This window comes from Oceanobacillus saliphilus (assembly GCF_023522835.1).
In the GTDB taxonomy this organism is placed as follows: Bacteria; Bacillota; Bacilli; order Bacillales; family Amphibacillaceae; genus Oceanobacillus; species Oceanobacillus saliphilus.
Window position 1 is genome coordinate 183354 of the sequence record NZ_JALCZU010000009.1, and the last position, 22181, is coordinate 205534.

The 22181-nt window shown below is 36.6% G+C and carries 18 protein-coding genes, 3 pseudogenes and 1 riboswitch; of the genes and pseudogenes, 4 read left to right on the top strand and 17 right to left on the bottom strand.

Features of this window, described 5'->3' with window-relative positions:
- Positions 1 to 29: 29 nt before the first annotated feature.
- A complete protein-coding gene (locus MN204_RS15435; RefSeq protein WP_249871972.1) occupies positions 30 to 539 on the bottom strand; it encodes a YqhR family membrane protein in 510 nt (169 codons plus the stop codon).
- A 314-nt stretch (positions 540 to 853) separates the two neighbouring features.
- Between MN204_RS15435 and MN204_RS15440 the strand changes: the two genes are divergently transcribed.
- Entirely contained in the window at positions 854 to 1237 is a 384-nt protein-coding gene (locus MN204_RS15440; RefSeq protein ID WP_249871973.1) for an SA1362 family protein, read from the top strand.
- A 16-nt stretch (positions 1238 to 1253) separates the two neighbouring features.
- Here the strand turns inward: MN204_RS15440 and MN204_RS15445 are convergent, their stop codons facing one another.
- The 13 genes and pseudogenes from MN204_RS15445 to MN204_RS15505 all read right to left on the bottom strand — a co-directional run.
- On the bottom strand, positions 1254 to 2144 hold the full coding sequence (locus MN204_RS15445; RefSeq protein ID WP_249871974.1) for a patatin-like phospholipase family protein: 891 nt from the start codon (positions 2142 to 2144) through the stop codon (positions 1254 to 1256).
- 165 nt (positions 2145 to 2309) lie between these two features.
- Positions 2310 to 2729 (bottom strand): transcriptional regulator MntR, encoded by a 420-nt coding sequence (mntR, locus tag MN204_RS15450; RefSeq protein ID WP_249871975.1) that lies wholly within the window; start codon positions 2727 to 2729, stop codon positions 2310 to 2312.
- Between the two features lie 578 nt (positions 2730 to 3307).
- The gene (locus MN204_RS15455; RefSeq protein ID WP_249871976.1) at positions 3308 to 4036 is read right to left on the bottom strand and encodes an ABC transporter permease; all 729 of its coding nucleotides are present in this window, start codon (positions 4034 to 4036) and stop codon (positions 3308 to 3310) included.
- A complete protein-coding gene (locus tag MN204_RS15460; RefSeq protein ID WP_249871977.1) occupies positions 4037 to 4747 on the bottom strand; it encodes an ABC transporter permease in 711 nt (236 codons plus the stop codon).
- A complete protein-coding gene (locus MN204_RS15465) occupies positions 4744 to 5655 on the bottom strand; it encodes an ABC transporter ATP-binding protein (RefSeq protein WP_249871978.1) in 912 nt (303 codons plus the stop codon). Before MN204_RS15465 ends, MN204_RS15460 begins: the two co-directional genes overlap by 4 nt.
- A gap of 116 nt (positions 5656 to 5771) precedes the next feature.
- Positions 5772 to 7139: a sensor histidine kinase gene (locus tag MN204_RS15470; protein WP_249871979.1), complete on the bottom strand. Its 1368-nt coding sequence runs from the start codon at positions 7137 to 7139 to the stop codon at positions 5772 to 5774.
- Entirely contained in the window at positions 7136 to 7804 is a 669-nt protein-coding gene (locus MN204_RS15475) for a response regulator transcription factor (protein WP_249871980.1), read from the bottom strand. Before MN204_RS15475 ends, MN204_RS15470 begins: the two co-directional genes overlap by 4 nt.
- A 270-nt stretch (positions 7805 to 8074) precedes the next feature.
- Positions 8075 to 8638: a TnsD family Tn7-like transposition protein gene (locus MN204_RS15480; protein ID WP_249871981.1), complete on the bottom strand. Its 564-nt coding sequence runs from the start codon at positions 8636 to 8638 to the stop codon at positions 8075 to 8077.
- A 74-nt stretch (positions 8639 to 8712) separates the two neighbouring features.
- Entirely contained in the window at positions 8713 to 9135 is a 423-nt protein-coding gene (locus MN204_RS15485) for a TnsA endonuclease N-terminal domain-containing protein (RefSeq protein WP_249871982.1), read from the bottom strand.
- Positions 9136 to 9539: 404 nt separating this feature from the next.
- Positions 9540 to 10661: pseudogene (locus tag MN204_RS15490) on the bottom strand (ribonucleotide reductase barrel domain-containing protein); the annotation flags it as partial.
- A 60-nt stretch (positions 10662 to 10721) separates the two neighbouring features.
- A complete protein-coding gene (locus tag MN204_RS15495) occupies positions 10722 to 11657 on the bottom strand; it encodes a PDDEXK family nuclease (protein ID WP_249871984.1) in 936 nt (311 codons plus the stop codon).
- A 193-nt stretch (positions 11658 to 11850) separates the two neighbouring features.
- Positions 11851 to 12498 (bottom strand): annotated as a pseudogene (locus MN204_RS15500) (ribonucleotide reductase barrel domain-containing protein); the annotation flags it as partial.
- A gap of 420 nt (positions 12499 to 12918) precedes the next feature.
- Positions 12919 to 13731 (bottom strand): annotated as a pseudogene (locus MN204_RS15505) (ribonucleotide reductase barrel domain-containing protein); the annotation flags it as partial.
- Between the two features lie 381 nt (positions 13732 to 14112).
- Here MN204_RS15505 and MN204_RS15510 point away from each other — a divergent pair.
- Complete coding sequence (locus MN204_RS15510; protein ID WP_249871985.1) at positions 14113 to 14487, top strand: rhodanese-like domain-containing protein; 375 nt, start codon at positions 14113 to 14115, stop codon at positions 14485 to 14487.
- Positions 14488 to 14538: 51 nt separating this feature from the next.
- On the opposite strand, the gene gcvPB is transcribed toward MN204_RS15510, so the two are convergent.
- From gcvPB to gcvT, 3 genes are read right to left on the bottom strand one after another with little or no spacing between them, the layout of a single operon-like run.
- Entirely contained in the window at positions 14539 to 15999 is a 1461-nt protein-coding gene (gene gcvPB / locus MN204_RS15515; RefSeq protein WP_249871986.1) for an aminomethyl-transferring glycine dehydrogenase subunit GcvPB, read from the bottom strand.
- Positions 15992 to 17341, bottom strand: coding sequence for an aminomethyl-transferring glycine dehydrogenase subunit GcvPA (gene gcvPA / locus MN204_RS15520; RefSeq protein ID WP_249871987.1), 1350 nt, complete (start codon positions 17339 to 17341; stop codon positions 15992 to 15994). The genes gcvPB and gcvPA overlap by 8 nt, the downstream gene beginning before the upstream one ends.
- 13 nt (positions 17342 to 17354) lie before the next feature.
- Entirely contained in the window at positions 17355 to 18470 is a 1116-nt protein-coding gene (gcvT, locus tag MN204_RS15525) for a glycine cleavage system aminomethyltransferase GcvT (protein ID WP_249871988.1), read from the bottom strand.
- Between the two features lie 177 nt (positions 18471 to 18647).
- Positions 18648 to 18735, bottom strand: a riboswitch (glycine riboswitch).
- Positions 18736 to 18872: 137 nt separating this feature from the next.
- Between gcvT and MN204_RS15530 the strand changes: the two genes are divergently transcribed.
- On the top strand, positions 18873 to 20525 hold the full coding sequence (locus MN204_RS15530) for a DEAD/DEAH box helicase (protein ID WP_249871989.1): 1653 nt from the start codon (positions 18873 to 18875) through the stop codon (positions 20523 to 20525).
- The gene (locus MN204_RS15535; RefSeq protein ID WP_249871990.1) at positions 20512 to 21288 is read left to right on the top strand and encodes a YqhG family protein; all 777 of its coding nucleotides are present in this window, start codon (positions 20512 to 20514) and stop codon (positions 21286 to 21288) included. The genes MN204_RS15530 and MN204_RS15535 overlap by 14 nt, the downstream gene beginning before the upstream one ends.
- Positions 21289 to 22181: the final 893 nt, after the last annotated feature.

Below are 22181 nucleotides of genomic sequence, written 5' to 3' on the forward strand. Positions count from 1 at the left end.
ATAATTTATTCTAATCTGTATCCTCTTTTTTAACCCTCTTTCTTCTTTATCTCTCTTATCTTCATATCGTGATAGTCATAAGATATAGAGTAGCCAATAAAAGTCCCATAAAGAACATAAAGACACAATGTAGAGATGAGTGTATTGTATGATAAATCATTGAAACTCGGTATATTTGGAAAGATGGGCTGCATAACAATAAAAATAATGACCCATAAGATTACACCATACAATAACCCCATCCACATGGAGTTAATCTTTCTGAATAAACCATAATAGATAAAAGCAGCCCCAATGGAAAGCAAACCAGCAAGCAGTATGGAAATGATGACACCAAGCCATCTGTCTGTCCAAGGAGCATCAAGCCAAGATCTTAATATAAAATATTTGGGTGCCACTTCACTGAAATTAAAATAATACATGAGACTACTTATACTGCTCCATAATATCCCTCCGATAAATCCGGTAAGTAAGGACCTCGATAAAATCGATAACTGTTCTTCTGAGCTAACTTTATTTTCTTGTTTTTCTGCTTTCATTTCATGCACCTCCAACCGTATTATTGCCAAATACCATGAAACAAATTACAAAATATGAATGTTATGCAGGCTATAATAAAAAATAATAGTAGTTAAGAATAGATTAATTTAGTAGAATAGAAATAAGATGAAACGTAAAAATGAGTAATTCGGAAAATTATCTTCCTGTTGAATATTTTCCTTTGACTCTGGAAACAATTCTAATAGAAACTTTTAAGTGAATTTTTTTAAAAAAGATGGATAAAAACTCATCATTAGAGGTATATCATAGTAAGAGGCATCATAACTGAAGAGACATGAAAGGAGGAAATCTTATGGGACGCGGTAAATTTTCTATTTTCATATATTTGATAATTGGATTTGCAGTTATCGGATTGTTTTCTCAGCTTTTAGGCAATACAGTAAACTTCCTTACCAATATTCTCCTGATGCTTGGATTTGGAGCAGCAATATTCGCCCTACTTTATTTTTTTGTTTTGAAGAAAAGAGGTCCTTCCAATTCGAATGATATGAAGAAGTACAAACAGGCTGTCAAGCAATCTAAATCCAAATATAAACAACCGAACCAAGTTAATTTCCATGCATCAAATAATATAAAACAACAGCTTCCACAAAAGAAAAAGCGAAATAGACGCACATCCCATTTAAGGGTAATTGAGGGAAATAAACCAAAAGGAAAAGACCGGGCTTCTTTCTAAAAGAAGTACGGTCTTTTTATCTGTTCCACTTACTTAAAAATTTCTCAGTGTTTACTCTTCCACTTTCTACTAGTTCTGCCTTAACCTTTTCAGAAATTTGGAAATTTACCGCTCCTGTCGGTTTGACGGGCACAAATAGGATATTTTGCTTATCATTCTTGGCTATATATCTTGTATCATGGGCCTGCTTCATCGTAGTAAAAAGCGCCTGGAACATGTCGAGTGCATTGTTGATGTCTCTTGGCCCTACCCCTGTATCCGAGTCGGTCAACTTTATTCCAAGTATGGGTCTTTTTTTAATGTTTGCACCATTATCAAAAATCCATAATGGGAAATTACTTAATAATCCACCATCGATCATAACACTTTTCTTTTTATACCTTCCAGGCATTTTCTTTGGCATAAAAAAGAACGGAAACCCAGCACTCATTCTGACGGCTTTAGAAACTGGAAAGTAATCTGGCTGAATGTCATATACTCTTTCCAAATCATCCGGTATCACAATAAGTTTACCTAATGAAAGGTCACTGACAACGACTTTCAGATATCCTGGTCGAATATCACGAAACGTATGAATTTTCTTGGACGCCAATACCATGTTGAGCCAGTTTTCCAGTTTATCTCCTTTATTGATGCCAAGCTTACTGTAAAGGAATAGCCACTTGGAAAATGGCAATATTCTAGTCAATACAGGTGGATCTACAAATTCGGATAAATCTAGTTGGTTTATTATTTCTCTAATCTCATCGAGTTCGAATCCTGCCGCGATCAATGAAGCTACAATTGCTCCTGCCGATGTGCCTGCTACACGTTCTAATTCCAGGTTTTGCTCATTCAATACTTCGAGAACACCTAAATAAGCAAATGCTTTTACTCCTCCACCTGAAAATACAGCATCAATTTTCATAGGATCGCTCCCTATGCTTATTTTGTCCATCGTGGTGTGATTAAAAAAAAGACTTATAACTTTCGAATCGATTTAATCTATATGTAAGCACTGATTTTAAAAAATAGAACCGATGCATAGAAAAACCATACAATTTAGTCATAATTGTATGGTTTTAGGATGAAATTATTTTTCGGTTACATCTGCTAATTTCTTTAATTCTTCTATTCGAATATTGTCTGATTTGAAATAGTTCACAAGGTCCCCTATGCGATCAATGGAATTCCAACTCAGATGATGTTCAATTCCTTCAACATCTTGATATATATTTTCCTTTTCCACCCCAATTATCTCTAGGAACTCTTCAAGGAGTTCATGTCTGAAGACGAGGCGCTCTCCAATTTTCTTTCCTTTTGCAGTCAGGACGAACCCTCTGTATTTTTCGTAGTTTAAGTATTTATCTTTATCCAGCTTCTGAACCATTTTCGTCACGGATGAAGGGTGTACTTCAAGTGCTTCGGCAATATCGGATACTCTGGCATACCCTTTGGATTCGATCAGGTTATATATTTGTTCTATATAATCTTCCATACTTGGTGTAGGCATAAGGGATCTCCTCGTTTCAAAAATATTTTTATCTAGGGCAAAACTGTTTCTATTCTTTGAGGATACAGGAAATTCAAGTTTAACTCAAGTGATATCGTTGGCAGAACAAAAGCCCGGATCTGAAAGGTTCACTACCTGTACGAATATAATTGCTTGCCAAGATTTATACATTTCTGCTCCATAAGGAAAAGGACCACATGGATATGGTTGTAGCTTTGGAATAAAGTTTGATTAAAAAACATCTCACAAACCCACATCTTACGTTAACTTAAAAGAACCCGTTTTGAAAAAAAAGTTTGATCAAAACGGGTTCTTTATTTGTAATACATTGCACATATTTTGTAAAAAAGTTTGATCATTTCTAGCTGTAATCTTCAACAATCGCGCCCCGACTAAGGAATATATTTCATAACATTACCCTTTGCGTACATCATCCAAGAGGTAAAATGTACAACTTTAAAAAAAGCCCATATTCTCGTCGCTACAAAAGTAACTTCGCCCTTTTTGATTTCGTTTAGTTGAATAAAGCCGTTTTATATCCTGTTTAACATTTTTTTATTGACCATTGATGCCAATCCCTAAACGGACTTTCTTTGAAAGTATAAATATCCTCCAAGAAAGAATAAGACAAAACTCCCCCCAACAACGGTCAATAATTGATCCCACGGAACAAAAAATATATCATCTGTATTCCCACCGATATACATCATTGAAAAAGGCTGCGCCCACGGATAATAAGGCCCAAAACGCTCTGAATTCACTGCTAATATTGATGGTAATGTAAAGATAACGTTAACAGTAAATGGTGCAGCAAAACTTTTGAATAGAATAGACATCCACAATTGCAAAGCAACTAATGGAAATGTCGCCACCCATCCCCCGAAAATACTTTTCCAAACAATCTCTAACGGAAAAGGGTCTGTGATGCCTTTTATCATTCCCACTACATAAACAGCACCAAGATATAATAATTGTATAGCCAGTACAATTAGCATCAATATTACATATTTTGCTATAAATACTTTTCCTCTTGTTACAGGTAGTGCTAATAGTTGTTTCCAGCCGCCCGCTTGATGCTCATATCTGCAAATGATACTGGCCAAAATTCCTGTGATGAGGGGCAAGAAAAGCAATGCATATGTTAAATTCATAGAAAAGAGTGATAAATACCATTCATTAATCGCCACATCAATTGATAAATTAGAAGTTAATCCAAGAAAAAGTCCTATCAGTGGCCCTACAAAAATAATAAATAAAATTTTTGATTTTCGTAACTTATACCATTCTGCTTGTAAAATTGATAACATCTACTTCACATCCCTTCTTGTGAAATCGAACATTCCAACGATATACAATAAACATCCAACACCGATACCTAATAGGACATTAATGATCGGTTCATTCCATTCATTAATTAATGACGGCCACTTCCAAATCATCCAATCTGGTAAAATAAAAGCTGAATAGGTGAAAATGACTCCAAGAATACCTATAGTAATCGGAATCCCTTGATTTTGACTAACAGTTGCAATCCAAAGCTGTAATGCTAGTATAGGTAACCCTGCAAAGTACGGATAGAAACTAAACTTAAATAGTTCAAAATATGATATTTCCTCACCTAAATCTAGAAAAACCCCGTATGCTAGAGTGAACAACATTAATATAAATGAAGAAATCAATAATAAAAATGCAAGTACCGTGAATTTTGATAAATATACGCTCATTTTAGAAACCGGGAGCGAAATTAATTGCTTCCATGCATTCGTTTCATTTTCTAAACTTGCCATAAATGAAGTTAAAATCACAATTCCCAATACAAGAGCAAGTGGGGTAAACGTACTTACATTCAATAAGTAATAATCCCAATCATTGTCACTTTGCTGGAGTAGATAATCCTTTCGAACACCATAATTCACCATTTGCAAAGCAACAACGCCAAAAGGCCCTAAAAACGTTAAAAACCAGAATCCTTTTCGCTTTATTTTTAAAAAATCTGAACTTAAAAGTTTTTTTATCATCCTTCTTTCCCACCCCTTGTCATTTGAAGAAAGATGTCTTCCAGTGATCTTTTTTCCTCTTCTACTCGATAAATAGAAAATCCATCTTGAACAAGAGTACGAACAGCCTCTGCTATTTTTTTGTTTGAATGTTCAGATAATAAAACGGTATCATCCTTATAATCTGCTTTTATTCCTTTCGCTAATAACGAGCGCCAAGCTTGCTCACTATTGTTAACCTTTAATGAAATTTTCTGCTGAGAGAGCATACGCATCACTTCTATTGAATCTTGAAAAATCATCTTTCCATTCGTTACAATTCCAACAGTTGTTGCCATTTGGTCAATCTCTGATAATAAATGACTTGAAATTAAAATCGTCATACCATATTCAGCAGGCAGGCGTTTAATTAATTGGCGAATCTCAATAATTCCAGAAGGGTCCAACCCGTTTGTCGGTTCATCTAAGATTAATAATTCAGGATTATTCAATAGAGATGCAGCAATTCCTAAACGTTGCTTCATCCCAAGTGAGAATCCTTTTACTTTTTTATTAGCCACATCTGATAAGCGGACAATTTCTAATACTTCGTAAATCTTTTTTTTCGGAACACCCAAAATTTTTCTCAATGCTTCTAGATTCTCATATGCGGTTAAATGAGGATAATAGGATGGATTCTCCACTAGTGAACCCACTCTTTTTAAGATGTTTACTCTTTCTTTTCTTAAATCCTTTTGAAAAATATGAATTGTTCCCGTTGTTGGTTTCATCAAACCTAATAACATTCGAATCGTTGTTGTCTTACCAGCTCCATTTGGTCCTAAAAACCCGTATACTTCCCCTTTTGGTATTTTCATATCCAATCCGGTAACTGGCTTTTCTTTTCCGAAGTTCTTTGTTAAACCCTTAGTTTTTACTACATATTCCATTTCTCTCACCTCAAAAACTATCATAGAGATGAAAGGTTAAAATAAGGTATATATAAAGTTTAAATTTTGTTTAAAAAAGCATATCCAAAAGGCATTAAGGACCTTTTAGATATGCTTTACCTATATCTTTTTATTTTAATAGTTGTTCCTTTTTCACTTGACTCAATATCCCAATCCAGTTTCATGCCCTTTACCATCATATCGACAATAGATAAACCAATCCCTACTCCTCTTTCAATTGATTCATTTTTCATCCCTTTGCCCCGATCAATAAAGACAAACGCATCATATTCATCTGTTGATTCTGTTTTTACTCCAATATATTTACCATTCTTGGCATGGCGCAGCACGTTTTGCAATAAATTATCTATTATGCGTCCCAACCAAATCGGATCAATCTTCCATTTATTGTTCTTAAATGGGTGTAATTCAACTTCGATATCAAATTCTTCTTTTTCAAATAAATGATACCATGAAGCCAAAGATTCACGTACGTAACGAACAACATCAATTTCTTTTCGGTCAAGTTTATACTTACTTGCCATTAATAGGGTATAGGACATCAAATTATCTATAAGTCTATCCGTATCCACAATAGAAGTTTCTAAAGCTTTAACAGCCTGTTTCCCCTGTTGAGTTAAAGTTTCTCTTCCTAATGAATAGGTTTGCGCCCGTAATTTGGTTAATGGTGTGCGTAAATCATGAGAAAGGTTAGCGATTAACTCCCGCCGTAATTGCTCTTCCTCTTGTTCTCTTTGTTTACTTTCTCTTAACTCCAGTACCATTTCATTAAACGTTTTTTCGAGTTGTCCAATTTCATCCATCTTTTTTACATCAATTTGAATTGGCAAACCATCCACATCCCTTATTGCCATCGCCTCTTGCAATTGCAATAATCGTTTTCGAATACTCCTAAAAAACAAAAATGAAACGGTAATGAATAATAGTATGATCAGAATCATACCTATCAATAGAATTGTTCCATATTGGTCATAAACTGTTTGCAATGGCGGTTGGAAAGATTTTCTAGTAATCTCCAAAACAATAAATCCGTTCGTTTCATCTTTTCCGATAAATGCAATAACGGTAAAGGGATCTCCTCCATAACGCTCTTTAATAAACTTTGCCGTAAAAGAAGGTGTCCAATCGTATGGAAGTTCCTCTTTCACATCCATTTGTTCTGCCAATACTCCATTTTCATCCACCCAAAACATTGAGGCTTCTGGGTATGACTTTTTCCACTTTGCAAAGTGTTGAATTATTTGCTCCTCCGAGATATGCTGTAAATCATTTGCCTCTTCATGCCATTTCCCTTCTATTGCATCAGGATTAGTTATATCTTCTGAAAAGTTTTGATTATCCATGTTTTTAGCTATACCCATTACAAAGATTGCAATGAATAAATATCCGATTTGAATAAGAGATATGGCTATCAAAATAATGAGCATATATTTTGCTTGTAAAGATCTTAAAAATTCCCTCATACCTTCACTCTATATCCAATTCCTCGAATGGTTTCGATAATCATTGGTTTTGCTGGGTTCTCTTCAAGTTTTTCTCGCAAGTACCGAATATGTACCATTAAAGTTTTATCGCCTTCCATGTATGTTTCGCCCCAAACTCCTTCATATAGCTGTTCCTTAGTTAGAATTTGATTTAAGTTTCGAATAAAATATTGAAATAAATAATATTGTTTTCCCGTTAATGAAATTTCCTCATTAGTGTTGCTATTAACGACTCTCCTGTCTTTTGTATATACTTTCAAATGCTTGATCTCTAGTATGTCTTCATTCTTTTGGAATCTTCGCAATAACACTTCTATTCGTGCAACCAGTTCATCTGGATGAAATGGTTTTGTTAAATAATCGTCTGCAAAACTGAGTCCTTCTATCTTATCTTCTACTGCAGTTCGCGCCGAAAGCATCAATATAGGTAAATCAGCAATTTCATTTTTAATACGTTTTCCGATAGAAAAACCGTCTAAACCGGGCAACATGATATCCAAAATGACTATATCTGCATTTTGAAGATATTTTTCAGCATTTTCTCCATTTTTTAGCCAAGTTACAACATATTCTCTTTCCGTTAACTCCTTTGTCACCCAACTACCAATATCTATCTCGTCTTCTATATACAATATTTGAATCATTTTTCGCTCTCCCCTATTTTTAGATCAAATATAACAACCTTAAACTACAGTTTCTAAAAATTAGCCCCTATTAAAAAATCCTACAAATAAATACAATTAAACGTATATAATCCGGACCTTTCAAGGGAGCTAAATTTCCCTTCTCTTTGAGAAAGTCCTCCACAAACTGGACCGTTTGCGGAACAAAGATTAATGCAAATAGGACGGACGTTATAACATCTTTTTTTTCTTTATTTTAAATCTTTTTTTGCTTCTTACTTATATATTCCTCTAAGTAATGTTTATTTTTTTAAAATTCTTGGTTTCTATTGCACAAGTATCCCTTAATTTTTCAAATCTCACGACATTATCTTCTTCTAACATTTGATCTATCACTATGCAACAACGGCGAATTTGAAACTCTTGAACTGTTTCTGTAATTTCATTAAGTAACTTGTTAGTCTGTGGTAGTTTTTCCACATAACTTTTAATTGCGAGGTTGAATATATTTAATCGTTTGCTAAATAATGTACCTGTAATTCTAACTGGCTTTTCTAATGCCATTAATTCGGGATAAACTTCCTTTATCTTTTGATAATATTCTTGATCGCGCTTATTCCAGTCAGTTGCATTTGTTATTATTGTTGCCTGACGTGTCTGAGGTAAATTAGCATCGAACCATTCTTTATCATTTTCAGATAGGTACTTATATACTCTTTGGAATTTTCGCCTTAGCTGTGTTCTCGTAACATCAGGGCATTCCTTTATTGCATCTAATAACAAGAAACGATAGTATTCAATACGATTTTCAGTATTATTTTTTAAAGTAATATTGGGATTCTTCGGTGTATGCAAGGTATCACGTTTTGAAGGGAATTTGGCATCAAGCCATTCTCTATCATGATTATATAAGTAAGTAAAAGTTTTCTTTAACTCCGTCTGAAATTGCTTTCGATTAGAATTCGGGAATTTCTCTCACCACACGTACAAAAGCAATTATGAGCAGCCATTGTCTTTGGTATTTCTAATTCCGTTACGATACCCCAATCTACTTCATTTCTTTCCCAATAAATACGTTCAATTTCAAATTTCTCTAGTACACGTTCATCCATTAACTCATCTTTATATTTTAAAGTCCTAGTTAAATGTTGAGATTGACCATTATTATTAATAGTAACTAAAAAGTCTGTAGTCATCTCTGCTGGTTCACCTGTTTTGGGATTGGTGGGATGCTTTATTCCTAATTCATCTGCTATAACTATTGTCTCAGCCACGGGTAGCAATGGAAACTGTTCGCGAATGTCTATGACTGAATCGGAGTATTCCAACAAGTAAAAATAGTTCCGTTCCAAGTCTGAAAGAAATTCATATTGTCTAGGTAATCCCTTTTAATCGAGTAGAGCGTCCTAGTGATGGTACACCTTGAATTTTAATCCACGGTTTATAATCGCTACCAAAGCCTTGTCCAAGCCCTTCCTTAAACTTTCACTCTATTGATGATGAACGTTTTCGTTTTGCGATGAAACCCCCTCCTAATTAAATGGTTCATTTGAAGTAAACTAGCCATTCGAATAAATATCGGGCCATATTTAGGTAACATTCATAACTGTATTTTTCAGAAATATAAAAAACAACCTCTTACGGCTATCATACCGAAAAGGTTGTTTTTTTATCAAACTTTAATACGGATTATCAATCTTTATTTAAAATTATCAAACTTTAATTCAAAGCCACATATGGTCCTTTTCCATCTCTCCTATAATCCGCACTTCAACTGTGCTCCACAGCTTGTACATGTATTACAACCACCGATATCTTCCACACTTCCCTCTCTGCACACTGGACAGGTGTCTCCGACTTCGGAACCGATTGTAACATTTGTCTTTCCTAGTTCCTGAATGGTATCCATTAATACGACTTTTGGTTTTTCCTGATCTGTAAACAACTCTGTTTGTTCCCCGACCGTATTTTCTTCTGCTTTCAAGGTCAGAACTTGTGAGTCACGGCTTCCATCCACATAGACCGTTCCACCTTTTGCTCCGCCATTGTAAAGCCGTTGATAAACACTCTCTACTTGATTTACCGTATATCCTTTTGGTGCATTAACGGTTTTAGAGATGGAACTGTCGACCCAGCGCTGTATGACACATTGTGTATCTGCATGTGCTTCAGGAGCCAGATCCATGGCTGTAACGAACCATTCCGGAAGATTCTCAGGATCTGCGTCAGGATTTCTATCCAAGTATTCCTGCACAATATCTGCTTTCACTTCGATGAATTTACCAAGTCTTCCACTTCTGAAATAGGAGAAGGAGAAATAAGGTTCTAAACCTGTGCTCACTCCAACCATTGTACCCGTACTGCCTGTTGGTGCAACCGTTAGTAAGTGTGAGTTACGAATACCATATTTCAAGATATCTTGTCGGATATCTTCAGGCATTTTCTTCATATATCCTGTATGGATGAAGGCTTCACGCAATGCTGCTGTTTCTTCTTCCGTGTTACCGATCAGGAATGGGAAACTACCTTTTTCTTTCGCAATCTCAATGGAAGTTCGGTACGCAGTTGTTGCAATGGTTTCAAATACTTTGTCTACCAAGTCATTTCCCTCATTTGTTCCATAAGGGGTTTCACAGTAGATTAGCAAGTCGTGCATACCCATGACACCTAAGCCTACACGTCGTTCTCCAAGTGCCTGCTTTTTGTTTTCTTCCAGGAAATATGGTGTTGCATCGATTACATTATCCTGCATTCTTACACCAGTCTGAACGGTTTGTTTAAGTTTTTCAAAGTTAACTGTTTTCGTATCCTTATCAGCCATTTCAGCTAAGTTTACCGCAGCCAAGTTACACACTGAATAAGGTGCAAGTGGTTGTTCCAATTTTGTTATCCTACCGGCTTTTTATCCGATAGTTCTTACAGTTGTCTTCCTGCAAGTTCAGCATATCTTTTCATTACACACATGATTCATGAATTTTAAAAGCTCTTTACGCCCTCTATCTTGACCGAATACTGCATTGCAGATAACTCTAAGATCTTTAACTCCAAATTGATCTTGAATGTCTCTCAGTAGAGGACTTAAAGTTGGACTAATCTTATTGAAAGTTGCAGCTAAAACTATCTCTTTGTTTTGTCTTGACCATTGGATAATATATTTTTTTATATCCTCTTTTATCTGATTTCGCTTATTTACATATGCAACAGTTGCATTTCTGATAGCAGAATTTCCTGCACAAGTTTGACTACAAAATTTTTGAGTAGAAGAAATCATGACTATAAATGTTTTTGCACACTCTGTACATTGTCTCTTTTCTCTAGGAGTTTTTACTTTTCCTTTTTGAGACAATCCAGATTTTCTTAATCCTTCAACCATATTTTGCTTAGCTATACTATCAGACGCCCATATTTTTTTGGTGTTTTTACCAATTCTACTTCTGGTTTCTAATGTATGCGTCCTGTTGTAATGGCCGTTTAACTCTCCAAAAGCAGATTTATTAATAGTTGTGTTTTCAGAGGATATCCACTCAGTTATTATAGAATTCAATGAAAAAGGTAGTCCTATATACAAACTCAACAATTCTTTGTATGAAATCAGTTCAGTTTTAATTTCAAAGAGATTTTCAATAGCACTTAGAGCTTTCTGTGCTTTAGCCTTTTCAATTTCATTTCTTGATTTTATTTCAACTATTTTATACAAATTATTTTTACTGTTGTACAGAAAAAAATCTGGTTTATATATTCGATAGCCGATATCAAAAATGTCTAGTTCATATTTCCAACTTATTGAATGATAGTCTAAAAATTTAGCATATGCGTATTCATATGAGCTTCTTAAGTAATAACCTTTATAGAACCCTGCATATCCGCGATTCATTCCTATCACCCGATACCATAAAATTTTAAGTGTGTGTAATGTTGCGGTCTCGTGGGTGGATTATATTCTCCAAGAGGTTCACCACCTATGCGTTGCCCCTGACTGAATTTTTACCTTCAGCCTTCGGTTCGGATTAGCATCTCAGCCTTCCCGCTTCATCCCGCAATGTTTTACGTGAGGCAAACTACGCGACTTTACCACACGGGTTTGTTGCAACTACTTGATCGCCATATGCTTTGGCATTGGTCATATCGTTTGCATTATCGATAAAGAAGATGCCTGGCTCTGCAGAATAGGTCGCACAAACATTAATTAAATTCCATAGTTCCTTTGCCTTGATCCGACGATAGACACGGACACCGTAGCCCATCTCTTCCCATTTACGAACATCGCCTACTTCATGCCATTTTTCGTTATAATCTTGCATCTGCTCAGCTGTATAATTCTCTACATCCGGGAAGCGAAGCTCATAGACTTCATCATTTTCGACTGCTTCCATAAATTCCTTTGTAATACATACGGAAATGTTCGCACCAGTCAGAAATTCAGAATTATGGACGGAATACGTTCCGCCTGTTCGTAGTTTTTCATCCGCTTCTCTAATTGCTGCCTCTGTAAATCCGCCTAGTCCTTGGATTGCTTTGTAGTTTACAACACTTTGGTATAAATCGAATTCCGTTTCTGTTAATGGTGTAAACTTTAATTTTTCTTCAGCAAGTCGTTTGATTTGTTCATCTTCTGTATTCTCGACCAAATAACGGAGAATTCTAGGGTTTTGCATTTTTGAAATGATAAATTCGATTATATCCGGATGAGAATCCACTAACATAATCATTTGTGCCAGTTTGTTACGTTGATTCGTTACATCAACTCTCTAAGTCACCTTAGAGTTCAGACCATATCTTACACATGATTCTGTGTCCTCGCACTTCGAAATCACTTGATTTCTACTCTACTCACTTCCGCCTTCTTGACGTGTTTTCGATGGTCGTTGAACCTTCTTCTATCTATTTAGAAGCTTGGCTGCTGATTGTCTTTATCCACCTGTTGTTTTTTGCATTCACGCTTACCGTTTCCAGTTACGTTGTAGCCAACAAGTCATATATGATGCTTTCCACAGTTTTAAAAATTTTACATTCCTTTGGTTTTTTAGCATCATATGATTTCATACATATTCCACCTCAACGTGCTTATTTTTCTAAGGTAATCATTCATTGATGAAATCTAAAGAGTTCCCAGCAATTCACGAGGTTTGTTTATAGACGAGGCACATCATTTTACCACGTCTTGAACCGCCTTGTTCAACAAGGTGAGTCAGTTTGGCAATATCATCGAGCCATGAGACAGAACCTGATGATTTCCCATTAACACCTCTAGCCAGTGTATTTCTAGGACGCAATGTGGAACCGTTTGTACCAACACCACCACCGCGGGACATTATTTCCATTACCTGTTTACGGTGATCGGAAATACCTTCCCTTGAGTCTTTAATATACGGCATTACATAACAATTGAAATAGGTGACATCTGTATCTGCCCCTGCTCCGTACAGCACTCGTCCTGCAGGAATGAAGTTCAAGTCAGCAAGTTCTTTATTGAAGACGTCGAACCACTTGTTACGTTGCTCTTCTGTTTCTTCCACGCTGGAAAGACCAGTTGCATTTCGCTTTGCGATTTGTTCGTAATATACTTCCAATGGCTTTTCGATAATATCAAGCGAACGTGTGATGATTCCAGTTTCCGCTTCCTCTTCATCGTCGAGCACGGAGACAAATTCCGGATCAACTAGCACCTTGGCTTTTTCCTCGTTCCAATCGATTTCTTTCACAAAGCCAAGTCCTCTTGCAGGAAACTTAGGATCTGCTTTTACTGTAAGCACGACAAAGTCTCCAACTTTTAATGTTTTCTTTTCCGTATCTTTAAATGCGTAACGATCCAACATTACCAAACGTGATACGCCCTTATGGGTAAGCTTCATATCTTCTGTAATAGGATGTACTGGTGGGAAAAGCTTAATATCCTCGTTTAACGACTCCACATCCAGCTTATTTTGAGAATCTACAACAATCGACATTCGATCTCTCCTTTTGTATATATCTATCTATTTTACAATCGATAGTTATACAATACCACATCGAATTATAATTAAACAATATATAGTATTAATTTTTATTAAAAATACTATATATTGTATAAGAAGCAAATACTTATCGATTTGTCAATAGTGGAAAACCTATGATTTTGGAAGGAAAATAAAGCTATTGAATGTGAAGCTGCTATTTTTTCATAAAAACAACCTTTTTTACGTATTGCATTTTGTCATAATCCATTAAATTTCGACAAAATCCTTGATTTCGCTATTTCTTGATACGTATTCAGGATAAAAACTTTGAAAAATAACCCAACTAGCCATATAATAGATAATGTACATTTTTGGACAGACGGGGGAACTATAATGGAGTTTTTATTTATTGTCTTAGTTGTTCTACTTGCGGTTGGAGTTTTCCGCTACTATAGACAACGAAATTATTTAAAGGTGTTAACAGAGGATCAGTTCCGGGAAGGTTACCGTAAAGCACAGCTTATCGATGTAAGAGAACCTCAGGAATTTGACCGTGGACATATTCTCGGAGCGAGAAATATTCCGGTTAGCCAGATGCGTCAACGGCTTGTCGAAATGCGAAAAGATAAACCAGTATACCTATATTGCCAGGGTGGTTCTCGTTCTGCCAGAGCGGCACAGTTACTGCATAAAAAAGGGTATCAGGATATCTACCAGCTAAAAGGCGGCTTCAAAAAATGGACTGGTAAAATAAAAACCAAAAATTAAAAGTTTAAGCCCAGGCATGTTAACTCCTGGGCTTTTTTTCTTCATGTCAAATCATTGTTTGTTATATCTAAGAATTGGCTTTCTTGCTGCTGTTGCTTCATCCATACGTTTTACGATTGTGGTATGTGGTGCCTCCTGAACGATTTCCGGATTGTTTCGGACCTCTTCAGCAATTGTAAGCATCGTATCGATAAAACCATCCAGTGTTTCTTTGGATTCAGTCTCTGTCGGTTCAATCATCAATCCTTCTTCAACATTTAACGGGAAGTAAATTGTTGGCGGATGATAATTGAAATCTAAAAGCCGTTTTGCAATATCAAGTGTACGTACACCTAATTTTTTCTGTCTGCTTCCTGATAGGACAAATTCATGTTTGCAATGTTGTGGATATGGTAATTCATATTCCTTTTCCAATTTACGCATCATGTAATTGGCATTCAATACGGCAAATTCACTAACCTTTTTCAATCCTTCCGCACCCATTGTACGAATATACGTGTATGCACGCAGATTGATTCCAAAATTACCATAATACGGTTTTATTCTTCCAATCGATTGCGGTCTGTCGATATCAAATACATACGCATCATCTTTCTTTGTGATAACAGGTTTGGGAAGAAACGGTTCAAGTTCTTTGGATACACCAACTGGTCCTGAACCTGGTCCACCACCACCATGAGGACCTGTAAATGTTTTATGGAGGTTAAGATGGACAGCATCAAACCCCATGTCTCCCGGACGGACATATCCCATGATCGCATTCAGGTTCGCCCCATCATAATAGAGTTTACCCCCTGCTCCGTGAACAATTTCAGCCATCTGAAGTATTTCCTTTTCAAATAAACCAAGTGTATTGGGATTTGTCAGCATGAGTGCAGCTGTGTCTCTACCAACGACACGCTTTAGATCTTCCAAGTCGACTAAGCCAGCTTCATTTGATTTTACTGTAACTGCTTCAAATCCTGCCACGGCTGCAGAGGCTGGATTAGTACCATGTGCTGAATCAGGAACGATAACTTTAGTTCTTTCGTAATCACCATTGGACTCATGGAAAGCGCGAATCATCATTAAAGCAGTCCATTCGCCATGTGCTCCGGCAGCTGATTGCAAGGAGACTTCATACATACCGGTAATTTCCTTCAGGGACGTTTGTAAATCATAGAGCATTTCCATTGCGCCCTGTACGGTTTTCGGATCCTGATAAGGGTGTATATGCGTGAATCCTTCTAGACGTGCCACATCTTCGTTGATCTTCGGATTGTACTTCATTGTACATGATCCAAGTGGATAAAATCCGGAATCGACACCATAGTTTCTATTGGAAAGTCCCGTATAATGACGCATGATATCCAGTTCACTTACTTCAGGTAAATCTGGTGCATTTTTACGAATGTAGACATCTTCCAATTCAGCGTCCAAATCGAATTCAGTTACATCCAACTCCGGCAGACTGTAGCTGGTTCTACCCTCTTTACTGCGTTCGAAAATTAATGGAAAATCCTGATTAGCCATTGATATCCCCCAATTCCTTAACAAAAGTATCAATTTCTTCTTTTGAACGTATTTCTGTCACTGCAACCAGCATATGTCCTTTTAACTCAGGGTAATCGCGTTCGAGATCATACCCACCGATGATTCCTTTGTTAAACAGTTTGTTGTTGATGTCATCTACAGAACTGGAAAGCTTTACAACAAATTCATTGAAGAAAGGACTTTCAAAAACGACTTCTAAATTAGCTTCTTTCATTCTGGATTTTGCGTATCTTGCCTTCTGCATATTTAATGTTGCCATCTTTTTAATTCCTTGTTTACCAATAGAACTCATCGCGACAGAACTGGCAAGTGCATTTAACGCCTGATTGGAACAAATGTTTGAAGTAGCTTTATCACGGCGAATATGCTGCTCCCTTGCTTGCAATGTTAAAACAAAACCTCTTACACCATCTTCATCTTTTGTTTGGCCGACGAGTCGCCCGGGCACTTTACGCATTAATTTCTCTGTAGTAGCAAAATATCCACAATGAGGACCTCCAAATTGTGCTGGAATTCCAAATACCTGTGTGTCACCGACAACGATATCAGCACCAAATTCACCAGGTGGGGTCAGGTACCCTAGTGCCAATGGATTACTGGATACGATAAACATTGTCTTCTTTTGCTGTTTGATTAACTCTTCTATTTTTTGCAATGGCTCAATCTGACCAAAAAAGTTTGGATATTGAACAACAACACCAGCAATTGTGTCATCCAATTCCTCATCTAACTGCTTGAGGTCGGTTAGGCCATCGATCAATCCAATCTCAACGATTTCCACACCCTGCCCTCTTGCATACGTTTCGATTACAGCACGTGATTCAGGATGGACAGATTTCGAGACAAGTACTTTTTTCTTTTTTGTCTGAGCTGCACTTAAATTCACAGCTTCAGCGAGTGAAGTTCCTCCATCATACATGGAAGAGTTTGCGACAGGCATTCCTGTTAATTCGGAAATCATTGTCTGGAATTCAAAAATAGCCTGCAGCTCACCTTGAGAAATTTCTGGCTGATATGGTGTATATGCAGTATAGAATTCAGATCTTGAGATGACATGATCGACGACGGAAGGTATAAAGTGATCATAAACTCCAGCACCGAGAAAGGAACTGTATTGCTTCAAGTTGGCATTTTTATTTGCCATAGCGGTAAGTTCTTTTTTTAACTCATATTCGTTGACAGGATTTTTTAGGTCCAATTCCCCTTTAAACCTAACATTGTCCGGAATGTCTGAAAAAAGTTCGTCTGTAGACTTTACTCCGATTGAATGGAGCATTTCTTTTTTATCAGTTTCTGTCATAGGTAAATAACGAAATTCCATTACTAGTTCCTCCCTATTTATCACGTTTGTAGAATGGTGTTTTTACTACAACTGCTTTAAGTGTACGTTTCCTTACCTGTACTTCCAATTCCGTTCCTTCACTGGCGTACTGCGAATCTACCAAGACAAGACCAATATTTCTATCCAATGTAGGTGATTGTGTGCCTGAAGTAACAAATCCGATTTCTTCCCCATCCTTTATTACGGAATAACCATGGCGAGGAATACCTTTATCAATCATTTCAATACCTGCTAATTTTCTGGATGGTCCATTTTCAATCTGCTCTTTTAGAATATCTTTACCGATAAAGTCTATTCCCTTATTCACCTTAACGGCAAATGTAAGACCGGCTTCTACAGGAGTAATTTCTTTTGATAACTCTTGTCCGTACAATGCTAGATTTGCTTCGAATCGAAGTGTATCTCTTGCACCGAGCCCTATCGGTTCAATGCCATTTTCTTGTCCTGCATGGAGTATCAAATTCCACAGTGCGGGGCCATCTGATTTATCAATATAAATCTCAAACCCATCTTCCCCTGTATAACCAGTACGGGAAACAATTGCCTTGCTTTTAAGATCTGTGAAGCGGACATCATCCTTGAAACGGAAGAATCCAATTTCACCTAGTTCCGTGTCCGTTATCTTTTGCAGAATTTCCTGCGATTTTGGACCTTGCAAAGCCAATTGTACATAGTGTTCCGATACATTAGTAATCGATACTTCTTCATCGGTGTAATGATTATTTTGAATCAGCCATTTATAATCCTTTTCTGTATTTGCCGCATTGACAACGAGAAGATAATTGTTTTCCTCCAACATATACACAATCAGATCATCGACCGTACCGCCATTTTCGTAACACATAATCGTGTATTGACAACGGAAAGGCACTAATTTTGATACATCGTTTGTTACTAAATGTTGTAAAAATTCCAAGCTTTTTGGTCCTTTTACAGAAATCTCCCCCATATGGGAAACATCAAAAAGACCTGCTTTTGTACGTGTTGCTTCGTGTTCCTTTTTGATACCGGAAAACTGTACTGGAAGATCCCATCCACCAAAATCAATTGTTTTTGCCCCATGTTTCTCATATTCAGGAAATAAAGGTGTGCGTTTTAATTCATTCATCCCATCCACTCTCCTGTCTTTAAATTAAAAATTACATAAAAATAGAGACTTCCTCCATACTGAAGAAAATCTCTGTCCTTAAACCAGAAAGTTGCATATCTGTACCGATTTAAATGTCAATCAATATAGATACTTGCTTCGTGGGTGGTTTACATACGTAAACACTCTCCAGAGTTGCGTCCTACAAGAGTCTTTTTGCCTGAGAGATTCGCTCTTAACTTGCTCCTTCGGCGTTACTGTTCGTAAGCTCTCCCCTTGTAATCATCCGCTGATGAAAATAATATATTTGGTTATACTATGAACCAGTACTTGAGAAAGTCTATTTCTTTTAGAATTATATCATAATAAATACTAAAATTATAGTAAAATCCAAATTTTAATAATGGGAAGTGGAATTATCATATGGATTCTATTCATGTACAGAAAGATACATCTTTTATAGATGAACTCGAGTCAGTCATTGAGAAAAATGATCAACTATCTAATTGGGATCTTTTTTCAATGGCCTATCAAGCTGAGCTAACGACAATAACCCCTTCATTTAATGGGCTGCGTGCCCTAACATATCTCCCTCATATGAAATTTTTGGAACACCAGATTGAAGTGGCCCAACAGGCAATTGAAACGATGAATGGGAGAGCGATATTGGCAGATGAAGTAGGTTTAGGTAAGACAATTGAAGCTGGGCTTATTTTAAAAGAATACATGATTCGAGGGTTGGTTAAGAACGCCTTAATTCTTGTGCCGGCTTCATTAGTCAATCAATGGGTCAATGAATTGAACGAAAAGTTTTATATACCTGCAGTAGCTCATCGAAAGAACTACAGCTGGAAGGACAATCCGGTTATCGTATCTTCACTGGATACTGCGAAGCGTTCTCCCAATCAGGAAGAGATTTTGGATACAGCCTATGATTTCATTCTGATTGACGAGGCACATAAGTTGAAAAATCATAAGACCAAAAACTACCAATTTGCTAGGGCATTGAAAAAGAAATATTGTCTGCTGCTGACAGCCACACCAGTGCAGAACCGCCTGATTGAAATATTTAATCTGATCACCATTCTTAAACCCGGACATTTAGGAAGCTATGAATCCTTTGTCGAAAAGTTTGGCAAAGACCGGAATAAGCTGGAACAAGATCCATATTTAAAGCAATTAATTCAAAAGGTCATGATTCGCAATACCAGAAAAGCAACCAAGCTTACCCAATCAAAACGGAAAATAAAAACGGTTTGGCTCGATTTTAATGAAGAATTTGGTAATACTTATGATCAGCTTGTAACAACTTCATTAGGATATTCAACTTTTTCTAAAATTACTTATTTAAGAGAATTTTGTTCATCACGGGAAGCATGCTACATGTCGCTTGCAAAAATTGTGGAGAATAATAAAGGAATTAAGCCGCTTCTAACCAAAATTGAACAACTACCCCATCATATAAAAGCCGAAAAGATTGTAGAATTAATTAAATCAATTGGAGATGAAAAAATTATCGTTTTTACCGAATATCGTGCAACACAATTTTATCTTCAATGGTTTCTTAAGCAGCATGGGATTTCATCGGTTCCTTTCAGGGGTGGATTTAAAAGAGGGAAAAAGGATTGGATGAAACAGCTTTTCAAAGATCATGCACAAGTACTAATTGCCACAGAGGCCGGTGGTGAAGGTATAAATCTCCAATTCTGCAATCACTTGATTAATTATGACCTCCCATGGAATCCGATGCGGCTTGAACAGAGAATTGGACGTATACACCGATATGGCCAGGAAAAGGATGTTCATATTTATAATCTTGTTATTCGAAATACAATTGAGGAACATATCCTTACCCTACTCTATGAAAAAATCAACTTGTTCGAAAAAGTTGTCGGAAATCTTGATGATATTCTTGCAGAGCTCAATATACAAAGTATTGAGACTGAAATGGAATCGATTTATAAGGAATCTACATCTTCAGGAGAGGTCAGGATCAAATTAAATAACCTATCATCGATCATACAAAGTTCTGCGATACATGATGATACGGAGGAGAGACGTTATGGCAATAACTAATCTGAATTCATTTTTATGTAGCTATTTCACTGCAAAAAAATGCAGGATTATCCAGAATAATGATGGGATACTCAACATACAGCTGAATGAACAAATGGACAGGGAATTAATGAACAGACCATTTTACTGGCATTATATTAAAAAGATCGGACGTGAAGGTGATCCCATGCAGCTAACGTTAATTACAAATCCTGACAAGCGTGATATACCTGGTGAATGGATCCACTTCGGAAGTCCCAGACTGCAGCAGATTATGAATAATCTGAAGCGTAATGAACGCTTTACGAAGTTGTTTCAAAAAATAGAAACTACAAACAAAACCCCTCTCTACCCATGGCTAGTAACCAATATTAAAATAAGTTACCAGGGTCAACTTAAAAAAGATGAGATATTTTCAATAGGCTTGCAACTAGTCAATGGCAGAATGAGAACAGATATGATGGAAGCATTGAATGAATTGGAACTTCAGACGACAATTTCCGACTTTTGTTTCACCCTCTCTCCAATCATTAAGCTTAAAAGTGGCTATTTTAGAATGGAAGAGGTTATTTCCAATTACGTTTATAGTCAGGATCATGACTGGGCGAAAAGTTCTTTGGAAATCCTGGATGAAGAAATTCGTACGTTAAAGCATTTTTATACAGATGATGATGATCCGAAAATGAAGAAGGAAATGGACGAAATAACCAATCGTTACAATCCTTGTATAACGATGAACGTCATTAATGGAGGGATATTTTATTTGGAGAAAGATGCTTTATGATTTGCAGTTTCGTGAATACTTGAAATTCCCTTCTATATGTTATTCACTAAACTTTCGCATGGAAAATCTACAAATAACCTGAGTAGTAATTGGAGAATGGAGATACACTGCTTCAATTGACTTTGGATTAATTGTTAGGTCTATATCCAAGGCTTTTTACCATCGTATTTGATATAAAATGCGATGTAACTTCAATGTTAAATTTAAAGCATTTTTAATGAATAATAGATTCTCAAGCAACCGCAGCCCGTATACACTGCGCTTTCCACGGGCGACTGGTGAGCCCCTTCAAGAATCACGCATTTCAGTGTCTCACCGATGCCTTTCCTCCCGTTGGAGTCTCCGTGTATACGGGCTGCTAGTATAGGAGTTATTTCAAAAAGACAAAATCTCAGAACAATCGAAGCTTTTCGGTTAACTTTGATCAAATTCAGCATTTTTATAACAAGCTTCAAAGATATTTAGTAATCATCTTCACTAGACTCGATTATTCTATGGGGATGCGCAGGAGTAGTTGTCAGCAATCTTCTACCTAGCTCTGGGGAATACACGGAGACTTCTGCGGGAAGAGAGGCATCGGTGAGCCAGCGTAGCGCTTTAGCGCAAGTTGGCTCACCAGCCGCCCGCGAAAAGCGTAGTGTATTCCCCAGAGCGATCGCCGAAGTTACTTATACCGCGTCACAGCTTATATCAAATCCAATTGTAATTAATTAAGTTAATTCGGAGTTCACATAAAATTCGAGGTTTTTAAATCAACAAACATTACTTATTAGTGCAAAATTGAGTTATTGAAAAGAGGCTGGGACAAAACCCCAGTAAATAAAAATAAGCGTGATACCATTCCATGAAAATTGGAAAAAAGGTATCACGCTTATTTTTCTATTTATATTTAT